Source organism: Natribaculum luteum (assembly GCF_023008545.1).
Taxonomy (GTDB): Archaea; Halobacteriota; Halobacteria; order Halobacteriales; family Natrialbaceae; genus Natribaculum; species Natribaculum luteum.
Genome location: NZ_CP095397.1, coordinates 120,272 through 134,479, shown reverse-complemented (window position 1 = coordinate 134,479; position 14,208 = coordinate 120,272). Strand labels below are relative to the sequence as shown.

Annotated in this window: 14 protein-coding genes and 1 tRNA gene; 5 read left to right on the top strand and 10 right to left on the bottom strand. The window is 65.0% G+C overall.

The annotated features are described in order from the left end of the window. Positions 1 to 124: 124 nt before the first annotated feature. Positions 125 to 275, bottom strand: a tRNA-Met gene (locus MU558_RS00755). Positions 276 to 377: 102 nt separating this feature from the next. Here MU558_RS00755 and MU558_RS00750 point away from each other — a divergent pair. Further along, a complete protein-coding gene (locus tag MU558_RS00750) occupies positions 378 to 1,457 on the top strand; it encodes a DUF7115 domain-containing protein (protein ID WP_246971072.1) in 1,080 nt (359 codons plus the stop codon). A gap of 31 nt (positions 1,458 to 1,488) precedes the next feature. On the opposite strand, the gene MU558_RS00745 is transcribed toward MU558_RS00750, so the two are convergent. The 3 genes from MU558_RS00745 to MU558_RS00735 all read right to left on the bottom strand — a co-directional run bounded on the left by MU558_RS00745 (position 1,489) and on the right by MU558_RS00735 (position 3,417). Beyond that, positions 1,489 to 1,842, bottom strand: a complete 354-nt coding sequence (locus MU558_RS00745) for a DUF5830 family protein (RefSeq protein ID WP_246971070.1) — start codon at positions 1,840 to 1,842, stop codon at positions 1,489 to 1,491. A gap of 103 nt (positions 1,843 to 1,945) precedes the next feature. Further along, the gene (locus tag MU558_RS00740) at positions 1,946 to 2,920 is read right to left on the bottom strand and encodes a deoxyhypusine synthase (protein ID WP_246971068.1); all 975 of its coding nucleotides are present in this window, start codon (positions 2,918 to 2,920) and stop codon (positions 1,946 to 1,948) included. A gap of 200 nt (positions 2,921 to 3,120) precedes the next feature. Beyond that, positions 3,121 to 3,417 (bottom strand): transcription factor S, encoded by a 297-nt coding sequence (locus MU558_RS00735; RefSeq protein WP_246971066.1) that lies wholly within the window; start codon positions 3,415 to 3,417, stop codon positions 3,121 to 3,123. Positions 3,418 to 3,615: 198 nt separating this feature from the next. Here MU558_RS00735 and MU558_RS00730 point away from each other — a divergent pair, with 198 nt between their 5' ends. The 3 genes from MU558_RS00730 (at position 3,616) to MU558_RS00720 (ending at position 5,968) form a co-directional block, all read left to right on the top strand. After that, complete coding sequence (locus MU558_RS00730; RefSeq protein WP_246971064.1) at positions 3,616 to 4,623, top strand: pyridoxal phosphate-dependent aminotransferase; 1,008 nt, start codon at positions 3,616 to 3,618, stop codon at positions 4,621 to 4,623. A 158-nt stretch (positions 4,624 to 4,781) separates the two neighbouring features. Next, a complete protein-coding gene (locus MU558_RS00725; protein ID WP_246971062.1) occupies positions 4,782 to 5,195 on the top strand; it encodes a translation initiation factor IF-2 subunit beta in 414 nt (137 codons plus the stop codon). 86 nt (positions 5,196 to 5,281) lie between these two features. Continuing rightward, the gene (locus tag MU558_RS00720) at positions 5,282 to 5,968 is read left to right on the top strand and encodes a TVP38/TMEM64 family protein (RefSeq protein WP_246971059.1); all 687 of its coding nucleotides are present in this window, start codon (positions 5,282 to 5,284) and stop codon (positions 5,966 to 5,968) included. 19 nt (positions 5,969 to 5,987) lie between these two features. Here MU558_RS00720 and MU558_RS00715 read toward each other — a convergent pair whose 3' ends face one another. Both MU558_RS00715 and MU558_RS00710 read right to left on the bottom strand, forming a co-directional pair. Then, on the bottom strand, positions 5,988 to 6,128 hold the full coding sequence (locus tag MU558_RS00715; RefSeq protein WP_246971056.1) for an HVO_2523 family zinc finger protein: 141 nt from the start codon (positions 6,126 to 6,128) through the stop codon (positions 5,988 to 5,990). Between the two features lie 227 nt (positions 6,129 to 6,355). Further along, positions 6,356 to 9,463 (bottom strand): adenosylcobalamin-dependent ribonucleoside-diphosphate reductase, encoded by a 3,108-nt coding sequence (locus tag MU558_RS00710; RefSeq protein ID WP_246971054.1) that lies wholly within the window; start codon positions 9,461 to 9,463, stop codon positions 6,356 to 6,358. 493 nt (positions 9,464 to 9,956) lie between these two features. Between MU558_RS00710 and MU558_RS00705 the strand changes: the two genes are divergently transcribed. Further along, positions 9,957 to 10,130, top strand: a complete 174-nt coding sequence (locus MU558_RS00705) for a DUF8029 family protein (protein ID WP_246971052.1) — start codon at positions 9,957 to 9,959, stop codon at positions 10,128 to 10,130. Between the two features lie 9 nt (positions 10,131 to 10,139). On the opposite strand, the gene trpG is transcribed toward MU558_RS00705, so the two are convergent. Genes trpG through trpD form a run of 4 tightly spaced genes read right to left on the bottom strand, consistent with a single transcriptional unit; the run spans position 10,140 to position 14,036 of the window. Next, positions 10,140 to 10,739 carry an anthranilate synthase component II gene (trpG, locus tag MU558_RS00700; protein WP_246971050.1) on the bottom strand — a complete coding sequence of 200 codons (600 nt, stop codon included), beginning with the start codon at positions 10,737 to 10,739 and terminating at the stop codon, positions 10,140 to 10,142. Next, positions 10,736 to 12,373 carry an anthranilate synthase component I gene (trpE, locus tag MU558_RS00695; protein WP_246971048.1) on the bottom strand — a complete coding sequence of 546 codons (1,638 nt, stop codon included), beginning with the start codon at positions 12,371 to 12,373 and terminating at the stop codon, positions 10,736 to 10,738. Before trpE ends, trpG begins: the two co-directional genes overlap by 4 nt. Continuing rightward, the gene (locus MU558_RS00690) at positions 12,370 to 13,029 is read right to left on the bottom strand and encodes a phosphoribosylanthranilate isomerase (protein WP_246971046.1); all 660 of its coding nucleotides are present in this window, start codon (positions 13,027 to 13,029) and stop codon (positions 12,370 to 12,372) included. The genes trpE and MU558_RS00690 overlap by 4 nt, the downstream gene beginning before the upstream one ends. Further along, positions 13,026 to 14,036 (bottom strand): anthranilate phosphoribosyltransferase, encoded by a 1,011-nt coding sequence (gene trpD / locus MU558_RS00685; RefSeq protein WP_246971044.1) that lies wholly within the window; start codon positions 14,034 to 14,036, stop codon positions 13,026 to 13,028. Before trpD ends, MU558_RS00690 begins: the two co-directional genes overlap by 4 nt. Positions 14,037 to 14,208: the final 172 nt, after the last annotated feature.

Genomic DNA, 14,208 nt, shown 5'->3' with positions numbered 1-14,208 from the left:
GTCGGGATACGGCCTGGCGAGAGCGTTCGTCGTCACCGGCGGTGGAGTGTGACAGACTCGAGCAGACGTGCACACTCGCGTTCAGACACGTCTCGCTACTTTGTGACGTCGCGTAGAAAGTCAGTGCCCGGGGAGGGCTCCGAACCCTCGATCTCCGCATGTCCCAGGTTCGAGGCTCGGCAGTCCTCGAGGGACAGGGAGGCTTCCAAGGCGAAACCGCACCGAATCTCTGAACCCTATGAGTGCGGCGCTATGTCCAGCTAAGCCACCCGGGCTCACTTTCCCGTAGTGCGGTCTGTTTCTTTAACCTTCTCATTCGGAGCGGGCGTGCGCTGTATACCCACGGATTTATCACAGGCCCTGACGAACCCCGTCGCATGAGTGTTCCCGGTATCGTACAGTCTACTCTCGACGACGAAGAAATCGCCGCCCGCGTCTCACTCGGCGGCGACGACGAACTCTACATTACGCCCACGAGGACGATCATCTACCGCGCCGAAGGACTGCTCAGCGACGAATCGGTCGACGAATTCCCACACGACGCCGAGCGGATCACCCTCTCGGAGGGACGGCGAAAGACGCGGTTCTCCCTCGAGTATCCCCTCGACGACGTCCGCGATTTCGCGATCCCCTCGAGTCGAACCGAAGAGGCGCTCCACCCCGTGCTCGCAGGCGTCCTCAACGGAAACAGCATCACGGATCCCGGCGAGACGGTGGTCCAGACCTACCGGTTCAGCGAACTCACGCTGATTATCACCAGCGACCGACTGGTCAAACACATCGGCGAAGCCGTCTGGGACGGCGACTTCGAGCAGTATCACTTCGACGACGTGACGAACCTCTCGTTCGAAGACGGTAGCGTAGCGACCCAGATCGTCCTCGAGGTCGACGGCCGCCAGCAGCGGATCAAGGCACCGAACGATCGGGCCGACGAGGTCCGAAACCGCCTCGAGTACGCGCTGTTCGAGTACTACGACGTCGATTCGCTCGCGGAACTCAACGTGCACGTCGGCGAGGACGAGGACGAGGACGACGAAGAGCCGCGCGACGATCCCACGACGGCCTTTGGCGACGGCGTCGACCCGCTCGACGCGAACCCGCCCGAACCCGAAGACGATCACGAGGCGCAGTCGGGTACGGCTGCCGTTGGGTCCGACCCGCTCGCAGCTGACCTCGGCGACGAGACCAGCGACGAGGCGACTGCGCCGGTCGCCGACGGTCAGACGGCCGCGACGATCGAAACGACGACCAGAACCGAGGATTCCTCGACCGACAGGACGAACCAGGCGACTTCCGTCGAGGCGAGCGGGTTCGACTCGCCGGAGCCACGTACCGATCCCGAAGTGTTCGAACGACTCGACGAACTCGAGGCGACGGTCGAACGGCAGAACGAGCTCCTGAAACGCCACCAGGAGACGATCGAGCAGTTGATCGCGGAGCTGCGACAGGGACGATAACGGAATCCGATCGCGCTCGTATCCGGGCCGGTCACTCGCGACCAGTCACCTTTCGAATACACGACGAGCCGAACGGCCCGATCTCTCCCGCGTCGAGGTCGATGAAGTAGCCAGTCGAGAGACTCGAGCCACAGCGCTTGCAGGTGAACTCGCCGTCTTTCGTGATCACGTCCTGCTCGAATCGGACGTACTGGCGGCTCTTCGGGCGGACGATCCCGTCTTCGCGCTCGATGATCCCCCGGAGCTCCGCCTCGTCGAGGATCGTCCGGGTCACCGTCGGGTCGGTCGTCACGGTCTCGATCCGATCGACGGCTGCCGAAAGCGGCAGCTGTTCGTGCTCGAGGCGCTCGAGGAGTGCCAGCCCTCGTTCGACGCGGTCGTCCATCGCTCCGTGTTGTTTCACGGACGCGAATAAACGTTGTGTCGTCGCTCGACTCGAGTTCGGAGACGTCGTTCTCGGCCGATACGTGGCCAACGAGCGGCCCAGACTACTGTTTGAACGCGCCAGCGACCAGAAGCGGGAACACGAGCGTCGCTTCCGCCTCGACGAGCGTGTAGTTGTCCTCGGCTTCCTTGATCTTCCCCCACGAGACCGCTTCGTTCGGCGGAGCACCCGACAGCGATCCGTCTCCCTCGACGCCGGTCGAGATGTAGACGACGTAGTCGGCACCGCCGCGGAACAGATTCGTCATGATCGCGTGGTGTTTGGGCACGCCGCCGCCCACCGCGATCAGGCCGGTCGTGTCGGCCAGCAGCGACTGCTCGATGAGCGAATCGTAGTCGTCTAAGATTTCGATTCCGACATCCGAATCGTACCCCTGCCGGTAGTAATAGAGGAAGTTCCCGACCTCCGCGTCGGTCAGTGCCGGACAGTAGACCGGCACGTCGTTGTCCGCGGCCTGTTTGAGCACCGAGTCCTCGTCGTCCAGCGTCTTCCCCAGCTCCCGTGCGAACGCCGTCGGCGTCCGGACCTTCTTCTCGGCGAAGAAGTCGTCGAAGAAGTCATAGAGGTACTCCTCGAGCCAGACGTACCGATCGGACGGGACGAAGATGTTCCCGAGACGATTGATGCCGCGCTCTCTGAGTGCGGCCTCGTCTGCGTCCCACTCGCCCATTTTGAACGGTTTCGCCGTCTTGATGACGTCCTCGGTCAGCGACCCAGAGGTCGTGATGATGACGTCGACGTAGCCCTCCCGGACGAGGTAGGCGACGACCTCGCGGAGCCCCGAGGAGATGATGTTCGAAGTAAACGTGAGGTAGATCGTCGCGTCTTCTTCCTGCATCTGCTCGGCGATGTCGATCGCTTCGGCGAGCTGTGTCGCCTGGAATCCCGTCGTCGCGTACGAGTCCAGCAGGTCGTCGAAGTCGAACGCGCCACGGAAGTCGTAGCCGCGAACGTCGGCCCCGGAGAGCTCTTCGTCGGTTCCGGGAACGACGTGTTCTCGAGAGTCGTCTTCGTCCATACCCTCTTTTTCTCGTCGGCAGGTTTGAACGACTCGGATCGGACGCGGTCGGGTGTCCCTCGCGTGCGATCGACGTGTTATCATACTGCTGAACGAAACGGATCACACACCGATCGCACGTGAGACGCTGTCGCCGGTGGCGACAGACGTGAGTCGCGATCAGGTGTGTACTGACTGTTGTCCAGTAGTATCAGCCAGTCTCAATCGTACTCGCGCCACCTGTAGCCACACTCGGTACACTCGAAAAACCGGGTTTCGGATTCGTCAGCCGAACGCGTCTGTTCGAGATGCCAGTAGGCCTCGTCGTTCCCGCAGCGCGGACAGGTAACCTCCGTCGTCGGACGGCTCTCGGCGTCCTCTCCACGAAATCGATCGGTCGGCTCCTCCTGGGATTCGGTCAGTTCGGTCTCGCCGGTGACGTCCTCGAACGACACGTCCAGTTCGGGCGTCTCACGCCCTTCTTGGGTGTCGCTCTCTTCCTCGGCGTCGTCTCCCATGCGACTAGCGACGGAATCACGAGCAAAGGAGTTTCTGTGCGCTTCGGTGAGTACTCCTGGTCGACTGCTGGGACAGTAGAACCGACTGACAGCGGTGTGACAGCGGTGACGCACCGTCTTCGCGTGGAGTCACCGTCGCTGAACAGTATCCCGGAGACCGAAAAAAGCTTGTTACGACACGTGCCGTCCGGTTCCGGCATGAGCGACTCGTCGACGGCAGAAAAGGGCGGGGCCGGATTCGAGGGCGTCACACTGCTGCTCTGTGAGAATCCACTGCCGCCAATCGACGAGGCGATCGCCGCCGCCGAGGACGAACTGCCACGCAGCAATCACTACACGGAGCCCCACTCCGAGCCGTTGCGCGACCTGCTCGCCGACCGCCTCGAGGTTCGAACCGGGAACGTCCACGTCAACGCGGGCTCCGAACTGATCCTCCGCCAGTTGTTCGACCGGTTCGGCCAGCACGTCCACCTCCTCGCGCCGACGTACCCGCTGTTCTCGGAGATCGCCGACCAGTACACCGAAACGCGGCTTCGGCCGGAAGCCGACTTTCAGTTCGATCTCCGCGATCTCGAGATCCCCGACGAGACGACGCTCGTGGTCGTCGTCAATCCGAACAATCCGAACGGGGGCTCGTTCGACATGGATCCACTCCCGGATCTCCTCGAGGCGAACCCGGAGACGCGGTTTTTGATCGACGAGGCGTTCGTCGACTTCGTCGACGAGTCGGTGGCCCACCTCGTCCCCGAGTACGACAATCTCCTCGTGACCCAGACGTTGTCGAAAGCACACAGCCTGGCTGGTTTTCGCATCGGCTACGCGATTCTCCCCGAGCCGATCGCCGACGATCTGAACGCGACCAACGACGCCTATCCGCTCGCGCGACCGAGTCAGGCGGCCGCGATCGCGACGCTCGAGCACGAGGCGAAGATCCGGGACCGAATCGACCGACTCCGGTCGTGGACGACGCGGCTGGCCGCCGACCTCGAGTCGCTGGGAGTCGAGACGTTTCCCACCGAGACCTACTTCTTCCTCGCTGACTTCAGCCCACACGACGCGACCGACGTCGCAGCACAACTGCGAGAGCGAAACATTCTGGTCAAACCGTTCGACGACGACCGGCTCGGTCCCGGCTACATGCGAGTGACGACGGCCCGACCCGAGGACAACGACCGAGTCGTCGCCGCGCTCGAGGAAATTCTGTAGCCACTCTCGTCTCGAGTTCGCGTCCCGTCGGCGTCGATCGAAATCCGACGAGCCACCGTGGCCGCCGCTCGAGGTCGAGACCGAGATCGCCTGCGAAATGCATAGTTCGCTGGACCACCTTCGGCTCGCTATGGAATCGGAGTCGGGGGCGACTGACCATGTCTGATTACGAAGACCACCTCGAAGACGCGCTCTCGGAGACGACGGAACCTGCCGAACCGACGGATCGGTTTTCCGTCCCGGACCCGGCGCTCCGTCGTGAGGGCGAGACGACCGTCTACGACAACTTCGACGAGACGGTCGATCGACTCGACAGGGAGCCAGATCACGTGCTCCGATACCTCAAGCGACGGCTCGGGACGAGAGCCAGCCGCGACGAACGGGGACGCGCTCGCCTCGTCGGCAGTTTCAGTACCGATCGGGTTCGGGAACTGATCGACGACTACGTCGCCGAGTTCGTGACGTGTCCGGAGTGTGGCTCGCCCGATACGCACCTCGAGCGCGAGGAGGGGTCGGTCGTCCTCCGGTGTGACGCGTGTGGGGCCCGAACCGCGGTGATCGAACGGGAGTGAGTCGGAGACCGAGGGCACGTCTCGTCGACCGTCACTGTCGACTGAGAGTCACAAAACCTTCAACGCTCGAGTTCGAATCGCAGTCGATGACGCTGACGTCGATGCGACCGCTGGCGGGCGGCGTAGCGGTCGGACTCGTCGTCGTCGCGAGCCTGTTGCTCTCGCCGTCGTCGGTCGCAGTCCTCGAGTCGGTCTCGGCGGATCCGTATCTGTTCGGACTGGTCGTGGCGGGGCTGTATCTCGTTCGGCCGTTGCTTGCGTGGCCGCCGACGCTACTCGCTGCCGTCGTCGGCTACGGCTACGGCGTCACGCTCGGCGTGCCGATCGCGCTCGTCGGCGTCGTCGTGACCGTGATCCCGGTGTTCCTCGGCGTTCGCTGGATCACCGCCACGACGGCGGTCGACTCGAGTGGTGGCCACCCAGAGGGCGTCCTCGAGCGCGCTGGCGACGTCGTTCGGCGCTACTACGATGCGACGGGGCCGATCCGGGGCGTGACGGCCTCTCGTCTCGCGCCGATCCCGTCGGACGTCTCGACGTGTGCGGCGGCGGTCAGCGACGTCAGGCTGGGTCACCTCGTCGTCGGGACGGCGATCGGCGAACTTCCGTGGACGGTCGCCGCGGTCGTCGTCGGCGCGTCCACGGCGACGATCACGACTGCGGGAGTCGGCGACCTCGGCGCGCCGCTGTCGATCGCGTGTGCGCTCGCGGCCGCGCTCTTGCTTGCGGGACCCGTCTACCGGCTGGCTCGAGGCCGACTCCCGTCGGCCGGGTGAGCGATCGTCGGCATCGCGACTAGCGAAACGGGTCGCTACAGTCGATGACGACGCCGTGTTGGGGACAGACGTACTTGCAGTGGCGCTTGTACAGCGGTGCGTCGCAAAACGGACAGGGAGGTCCCTGTTTTCGGTCTCGGAGGTCGTCTCGTTCGGTCATCGGCTCTCGACTCAGGGTTCGGCCTCGTGTCGTTGCTGGAATCGCGTTCTGCGACGCGGCGGCCGTTTTCTCGACGAACGGCCGACGGCGTCATGAACGTGACGGCTCGAGCGACGCCCGGCGGCAGCCGACGAGCGCCGCTCGCCGACGAGTGAATCCGCTCGGCGGAGACGAGAAACGAGAGAGAAGGAATCGACTACGATCCGATTAACGCGCGTTGCGGGCGGTTAGCACTCGCTCCAGCCACAGGACTCGCAGGTCTTGCAGCCTTCGGAGTAGTAAAGCGACAGCGAGCCACACGAGGGACACTCGGGTGACTCGCCGGCGTCGATGAGGTCCTGGGTGGCGTCGTTGCTGTCGTCGGTCTCTCGAGTCGCCGCGCCGCCGTCGGTCTCGTGGTCGGCGTGCTCGACGTCCTCGGCGTCTGCCGACTCCTCGAGCGTTTGCTGTTTGGGGTAGGGCTTGTCGATCTCGTCGTCCAGGTACCGGCGCATCGCGGTGCCGATGGCGTCGGGAATCGACTGGATCTGCTCGCCTTTGTCCCAGGCGACTTTCGGCGACCGGGTCCCACAGAGTTCGTCGACGATCTCGTGGGGGTCGACGCCCGACCTGAGCGCCGTCGAGATCACTTTCGCGAGCGCCTCGGTGAAGGAGTTGGTGAAGCCGCCGGAGTGGCCGATGTTCGCGAACAGTTCGAACGGCTGGCCGGTCTCGGGGTCCTCGTTGATCGTCACGTAGACCTTGCCGTAGCCGGTGTCGATGCGCTGGCTGACGCCCTGCAGGGCGTCCGGACGGGCGCGTTTTTCGGCGTACTCGGGCTGGAGGTTGGCCGTTCCGAGCAGCGTCTCGAGTTCCTCTTCGGCGACGTTCTGGACGTCCTCGTTCTCGAGGAATGCCTCGAGACTGCCGAAGACCTCGCGGATCTGCTCGACGATCGCTTCTGCGGCCTCGCCTTCGTCGGCGAACTCCGCGTTGTCCGCACGCGTCGTCAGCACCTGCTTGCTCCGGGTACCGTCGCGGTAGTAGGTGACGCCCTTCCCGCCGTGTTCGTAGACCCACTCGAAGACCTCCTTTGCGTCCTCGAGCGTGGAGTCGTTGGGCGCGTTGACGGTCTTCGAGATGGCCGAGTCGACGCCCTCCTGGGCGGCACACTGGACTGCGGCGTGGTCTTTTGCCGAGAGGTCAGAGGTGATGACGAACAGTTCGCCGATGGCGTCTGGAACGGTCGAGAGCCCTTCGACGCCGTCGAACCCGTTGTTGGCCATCTGTTCCTGGGCCTCCGCTTTGGCGGCCTCGACGTCGATGTCGTTGGCCTCGAGGACGCGCAGGAAGTAGTCGTCGAACTCGACTAACATCTCGTCGCCCTGGACGTCGTCGGTGACGTTCTTGTAGTAGGCGACGTTGTAGATTGGCTCACAGCCACCCGTCGTGTTGCCGACCATCGAGGTCGTCCCGGTGGGTGCGATGGTCGTCACGTTGTGGTTGCGGATGGGGAAGCCCTCGTCCCAGTCGTCGGCGTCCTCGCCGGTCTGCTTCTCGAACCACTCGTCGTAAGCGGTCGGGTCGGCGTACTTCGAGTCGTCCCAGTCGTCGAACGAGCCGCGCTCTTTCGCGAGTTCGTGACTCGTCGCCTTCGCCTCGTGGTTGATGTGGATCAGCAGCTGTCGGGCGATCTCGTTGCCCTCATCGCTGCCGTATCGGACGCCGAGCTGGATGTACAGCTGGGCCAGTCCCATGACGCCGAGTCCGATCTTGCGCATCTCCCGGACCTTCCGTTCGATCTCGTCGACCGGGAAGTCGGACATCGTGACGACGTTCTCGAGGAAGCGCGTGCCGTACTCGATGCGCTCGTCGAACTCCTCCCAGTCGATCGCCTCCTCGAGGAAGACGGCGACGGCCTCCTCGCGGGAGTCGTACTCGTCTTCGTGTTCTGCAGACCAGACGCGCCAGTCCGGCGTCTCGAGGTCGGCGAGCGTCGAGAGGTTGATGTGCCCGAGGTTACAGGCCTCGTACTCCTCGAGCGGCTGTTCGCCACAGGGATTTGTTGCAAGAATCCTGTGGTCTGGATTTTCTTCGATGTCGAACGAATGTTCTTTGTTCACCCGCTCGAGATAGATGACGCCCGGTTCGCCGTTCTCGTGGGCACCCTCGACGATCCGCTCCCAGATGAGTTCTGCGGGGATCGAGAGCTCTTCGCCGACCTCGACGTGCTCGCCGAGACCGTAGCGGCTGTACATCTCCTTGGTCTCCTCGGTGGCGACGTGGGGCTCTTCCGTGCGCGGGTTGGTGAAGGTGTACTCCTCGCCGTTTTTCACTGCCTCCATGAAGTCGTCGGTGACACCGACGGAGATGTTGAAGTTCGAGAGGTGGCCTTCGACGGCGTTGCGCAGATGCTCGGGGACGCGACCCTCCTCGTCGATGAGTTCGCGGGCTTCCTCGAGTGCCTCGGCGAAGGTGGTGTAGGTGTAGTCGTCGGGATCGTTGAGTCGGAGCGTGTGAGCCAGCGAGACGTCCTTGTTCTTCGCGTGGATGAACTCGATGACGTCGGGGTGGGAGACGCGCATGATGCCCATCTGGGCTCCACGACGGGTTCCGCCCTGGGCGATCGTCTCACAGAGCTGGTCGTACGTCCGCATGAACGTGATCGGGCCCGAGGCGATGCCGCCGGTCGATCCGACCGAGTCGCCGTACGGTCGGAGCTGCCAGAAGCCGTAGCCGACGCCGCCGCCACTCTGGAAGACCTCGGCTGCCTTCTTGGCCGTCTCGTGGATGTCGGAGAGGTCGTCGTCCGGGGACATCACGAAACACGCCGAGAGCTGCTGGAGTTCGTCGCCGGCGTTCATCAGGGTCGGCGAGTTCGGCATAAAGGAGAGCGATTCCATCCCCTCGACGAACGTCTCGGCGACGTCCTCGACGTGGTCGCGGATCTCCTCGGGGAGTTCGGGAACGACCGTGTCGTAGGCGAACTTGTTGACGTTCTCCTCCGTGAGAGTCGTCTCGGCGTCGTCGTCCACCGACGTCCCTTTCCCGAACACCTCCTCGGCGAGTTCGTCCCGCCGCGGGTGGTCCGGCTTGAGCTGATCGGGTGTGACCGTGATCTCGAGGTCGCGTTTTTCGGCCTCGTAGACGGCCTCCGCGAGGGCGACGTTCTTGCCGACGCGGGGGAACAGATCCTCCTGCTCCTCGACGAGTTCTCCCTCGGCGTCCTTCCGGAGGTAACGTGCGGGCAGGATGTTGTGGTAGGCGTTGTCGGTCATGCGCTCCTCGAGCGTGTCGCCCTCGGTGCGCTTGACGGGCAGCGTGATCTCGTCCGCGGAGAGTTCGGACTCGCTCATGCGCGGGTCACCTCGTGGGCTTCCCGCCGCCCCGTGGCGATTCTATCGTGGGACCGGGTGCTGGGTCGCATCATTCGTGACGAAGGTTCGGTAATCGTGCATCCACCATAAAACGTGTGGTGTTAGACTGATTTTCTTGAATTAGTACAAATAGGTTTGTATAGATGTCTCTGTTTCTTACTGTGTCTGCCACACAGAGTGGCGGCCGAATCGGCCGCGTTCGCGCCTGACACCACCTACGGCGGCGACGGTATTAATGATTTTCAGAGGGAACTGAAAGTAGTCACTGGCTACCGTCCCACTTACGTCACCCGTCGCATCTCTCCTTCGAGCTGCCGCCCTCGGGCTCGAACCGGTGGCAGTGATCACTGGGCCGAGGTAGGGGTTCGACGTGGTTAAACAGTCTGCCGTTGCATGCAGCGCCGACAGTCACGATCACTTTTCTTTCACTGTATCCGGAAAGATTACGTCGTCCGGGGACGCGTACGCTCGTATGCTCGACGCACTCACTTCCGGGTCGACGATCCTCCTCGTTCTCGCTGCCCTCGCGGCGTTTGCCGTCGTCGTGACGGCGATTCGAATCGCGGTTAAACTGGCGATCCGAATCGGACTCATTGCCGCGGTCGTCCTTGCCGCCCTGTACGCCGTCGGCGTCGTCAGCTGGTGACCTCTCGGCTCACGCCGTCGAGAGGAAGTTCTCGATCACGTCGTGACCGACCGCCGTGAGCACGCTCTCGGGGTGAAACTGGACGCACTCGAGTGGGTACTCCCGGTGACGAACGCCCATCACGAGCGTCCCCTCGCCGTGTTCGGCCGTCGCCGAAATTTCGAAACAGTCTGGCACCTCCGTCGCCACCAGCGAGTGGTACCGACCGGCGCGAAAGCCCTGCTCGAGTCCCTCGAAGACGCCCGCCCCGTCGTGGTCGACCGACGACGCCTTCCCGTGGATCGGTTCGGGCGCGCGACCGACGCTGCCGCCGTAGGCGTAGACGGCGGCCTCGAGGCCGAGACAGACGCCGAGCGTCGGGACGTCGGGGCTGATCTCCCGGAGGACGTCGAGTGACACGCCGACGTCCCGGTCGTTCTTCGGATGTCCGGGACCGGGGCTGATCACGATCGCGTCCGGATCGGCCGCACGCACGTCCGCGAGCGACGCCGTGTTCTTGACGATCTCGGTGTCGGCATGCTGGCTGACGTACTCGACGAGGTTGTAGGTAAAGGAATCGAAGTTGTCGACGAACAGCACGCGCTTCTCGTCGGCCGTGGCGATGCTCATCGACTCACCTCCGGCGTCGTCTCGAGAGCATCCCGCTTGGCGTCAGGTACCTCGATCCGCTCCAGGGCCGTGAGCACGCCGTCCATCTTCTTTTCGGTCTCCTCGTACTCGGCTGTGGGGTCGCTGTCGGCGACCAGTCCCGCGCCGGCCTGGACGGTGATCCGTCGCTCGTCGCCAGCTGCCTCGATCGTCGCCGTCCGGATCACGATCGCGAAGTCGGCGTCGCCGGTCCAGGAGTAGTAGCCGACGCCGCCGCCGTAGAGCCCCCGCGGTTTGGCCTCGAGTTCGTCGATGATCTCCATCGCTCGCACCTTCGGCGCACCCGAGAGCGTCCCGGCGGGAAACGCCGCCCGCGTCGCGTCGAAGGCGTCCGCGTCCGACGCGAGTTCACCTGTCACGGTCGACTCGATGTGCTGGACGTGGCTGTACTTCAGGACGTTCATAAACTCCTCGACGCGAATCGATCCCGGCTCCGAGACCCGGCGGACGTCGTTGCGCGCCAGGTCGACCAGCATCGTGTGCTCGGCGCGTTCTTTCCCGTCGGCGAGCATCTCGCCCGCCAGCCGACGGTCCTCCACTGGACTCGTCCCGCGGTCGCAGGTCCCCGCGATCGGGTTCGACATGACCTCGCGCCCGCGCACGGAAACGAGCGTCTCGGGGCTCGCACCGACGACGGTTCGGTCGTCGTGCTCGAGCAGATACATGTACGGCGAGGGATTCACGTCCCGGAGCGACTGGTAGAAGCCGAGCGGGTCGACCTCGCCGTACAGCTCACGCGTGCGCGAGACGACCCCCTGGTAGATGTCGCCGTCGAGGACGTGTTCTTTCGCCCGGCGAACGCTCTCCTCGTATGCGTCTCTCGAGCCAGCACGCTCGTCGTGGCGGACGAAGCCGCCGGTCTCGAGGTCGTCGGCGGTCTCGAGCGCCTCCCGGACGGCGGCGGCTTCCGCCCGGATCTCGTCGTAGACCTCGCCGGGATCGTCCCCCGCCTCGAGGATCGGCGTGAACACGAGCGAGAGCGTCCCGTCACGTTCGTCGAAGACGAGCGTCTTCGTCGTCAGGACGAACTCGGCGTCGGGAAACCGCGAGTCGGGACGCTCGAGTCCGACCTCCTCGAGCCAGAGGTCGTAGACGGCGTCGTAGGCGAGAAAGCCGACGAGCCCACCTTCGAGGTGCTGTCGATCGCAGTCGGGGACGTTCGCCAGTCGAACGTCAGGCAACGCCGCCCGCAGCGCGTCGACGGCGTCTCCCGTCGGGTCGGTCTCGATCAACTCGAGGGGAGCGTCTGCGGAGAGCCTCTCGACGGACGTCCCGTCGGGACCGACGGTGACGACGGCCTCGGGGTCGTAGCCGACGTACGAAAATCGGGCGTGGCGTTCCGTCTGCGCTGACGCTGGCTGGAACGCGCCGCCCGGATCGCTCGAGGCAGTCTTCTCCGCGCTCTCGAGCAGGAAAGCGTACGGCGAGCGGTCCCGGTCGCTCGTCCGTCCGGTCAGCGCCGCGTACGCGGCAAGCGGCGTGACCCCGGACTCGAGGGTCGCGACCGCCCGGACGACGACGGGGCGATCGTCCGCCGTCCCCGCGTGCTCGCGAAACGCCTCGCGCGTGAGGTCGAGCGTCGGTGCCCCGGTCATGGCGTCGCTCCGTCGACTCGCCGCCGTGCAGTCGTCGCTCGTTCGACGAACGATCGGACGGCGTCGTCGTCTTTGACGCCGCCACGGGCCTCGACGCCGCTCGAGACGTCGACGGCGAACGGCTCGACCGTCCGGACGGCGTCGGCGACGTTCGCCGGCGTGAGCCCCCCGGCGAGGACGATCGGCGACGCGAGGTCGGCCGTCGCCGCTCGAGTGCGCTCCCAGTCGTGGGTCTCGCCGGTTCCGCCGCCGCCGTCGGCGTCGACCGAGTCGACGACCAGTCCGTCGACGACGTCGTCGTACGTCCGCGCGATTTCGACGTCGTCCGCACCGACCGCGTACAGGACGGCCACGTCGACGGCCTCGCGTAGCGTCTCGAGGTCCGCCGGCTCGAGCCCGCCGTGGACCTGGATCGCGTCGGGGTCGACCGTCTCCACGAGGTCGACGGCGCGGTCGACCGCGCCGGGCATCGTCACGAGCACGCCCGTCACGAACGGCGGGACTACCTCGAGGAGGTCTGCGGCGCGGTCGGGATCGACCTCGCGTGGCGTCTCGACCGGCACGTCACAGACGACGCCGACCGCGTCCGCGCCGGCGCCGACGGCCAGCTCGACGTCGTTCTCGCGCGTCAGTCCACAGACTTTCACGCGCGTCATCGTACTTCTTGTGTCGCCGTTTGGAGTCGCTCGAGTTTCCCCGCCGCCGCGCCGTCGTCGATCGCCTTGCGTGCGCGTTCGACGCCGTCCTCGAGCGACGTCGCCTCGCCGGCGACGTAGAGTGCCGCCCCGGCGTTCGCGAGGATCACGTCGCGTTTTGCGCCGTCGACGTCGCCGTCGACGATCCCGCGGAGGTCGGCGGCGTTTTCGGCCGGCGAACCGCCGGCGATGTCACCGATCTCGTGGCGCTCGAGGCCGAGGTCGGCCGGCGCGACGGTATACCCCTCGACGTCGTCGCCGTCGACTTCCGCTACCGTTGTCTCCCCGTGGATGGCGATCTCGTCGGTGCCCGACCCGTGGGCGACCAGCGCGCGGTCGACGTCCATCCGCGCGAGCGCCTGGGCGAGGACGGGAACGAGGTCGGGATCGTAGACGCCGACGACCTGTGCGTCGGCTCCTGCGGGGTTGGTCAGCGGCCCGAGGACGTTGAACACCGTCCGCATCCCGAGTTCTTTGCGCGGGCCGATGACCGCCTTCATCGCGGGGTGGAAGATGGGCGCGAGCATGAAGCCGATCCCGTCGTCCTCGATGGCCGCCTCGACCGCCGGCGGTTCGGCCTCGACCTCGACGCCGAGTTCTTCCAGGACGTCCGCGCTTCCCGACGACGAGGAGACCGAGTAGTTGCCGTGTTTCGCGACGGGTACGCCCGCGCCGGAGGCCACGATCGCACTCGTCGTCGAGACGTTGATCGTGTCGTAGTCGTCGCCGCCCGTTCCGCAGGTGTCGACCAGCGGTTCGCGTGTGGGTTCGATCGTCCGTGCGGCCGCGCGCATCCCCTCCGCGAAGCCGGCGATCTCGGCTTCAGTCTCGCCTTTCGCGCGCAGCGCTGCGAGCAACGCGCCGATCTGTGCCTCCGTCGCGCCCTCGAACACCGCACTCGAGACCGCTCGAGCCTCTGTTTGTGTCAGGTCCTGTCCCTCCGTGACGCGTTCGACGTATTCCTGCATAGGGTAACACCAATGTACGCTCTTGTCTTGTGATGTCCAAATCCGTACATACACTTAAACATACCGGCGCTGGCCGTGGTGACAACCCGCGCACGTCGTCCGATTCGAAACCTTCAATTACGACGGCGAGCAACGAACGAGTGCAGACGAAAAACGTGGCGCGACGCGCCGC

Coding starts and splice junctions, on each gene's coding strand:
- MU558_RS00730 (WP_246971064.1), top strand. CDS start 3,616: ATGAGCGACTCGTCGACGGCAGAAAAGGGCGGGGCCGGATTCGAGGGC.
- MU558_RS00750 (WP_246971072.1), top strand. CDS start 378: ATGAGTGTTCCCGGTATCGTACAGTCTACTCTCGACGACGAAGAAATC.
- MU558_RS00705 (WP_246971052.1), top strand. CDS start 9,957: ATGCTCGACGCACTCACTTCCGGGTCGACGATCCTCCTCGTTCTCGCT.
- MU558_RS00690 (WP_246971046.1), bottom strand. CDS start 13,029: ATGACGCGCGTGAAAGTCTGTGGACTGACGCGCGAGAACGACGTCGAG.
- trpD (WP_246971044.1), bottom strand. CDS start 14,036: ATGCAGGAATACGTCGAACGCGTCACGGAGGGACAGGACCTGACACAA.
- MU558_RS00725 (WP_246971062.1), top strand. CDS start 4,782: ATGTCTGATTACGAAGACCACCTCGAAGACGCGCTCTCGGAGACGACG.
- MU558_RS00745 (WP_246971070.1), bottom strand. CDS start 1,842: ATGGACGACCGCGTCGAACGAGGGCTGGCACTCCTCGAGCGCCTCGAG.
- MU558_RS00710 (WP_246971054.1), bottom strand. CDS start 9,463: ATGAGCGAGTCCGAACTCTCCGCGGACGAGATCACGCTGCCCGTCAAG.
- MU558_RS00735 (WP_246971066.1), bottom strand. CDS start 3,417: ATGGGAGACGACGCCGAGGAAGAGAGCGACACCCAAGAAGGGCGTGAG.
- trpE (WP_246971048.1), bottom strand. CDS start 12,373: ATGACCGGGGCACCGACGCTCGACCTCACGCGCGAGGCGTTTCGCGAG.
- MU558_RS00720 (WP_246971059.1), top strand. CDS start 5,282: ATGACGCTGACGTCGATGCGACCGCTGGCGGGCGGCGTAGCGGTCGGA.
- MU558_RS00740 (WP_246971068.1), bottom strand. CDS start 2,920: ATGGACGAAGACGACTCTCGAGAACACGTCGTTCCCGGAACCGACGAA.
- trpG (WP_246971050.1), bottom strand. CDS start 10,739: ATGAGCATCGCCACGGCCGACGAGAAGCGCGTGCTGTTCGTCGACAAC.
- MU558_RS00715 (WP_246971056.1), bottom strand. CDS start 6,128: ATGACCGAACGAGACGACCTCCGAGACCGAAAACAGGGACCTCCCTGT.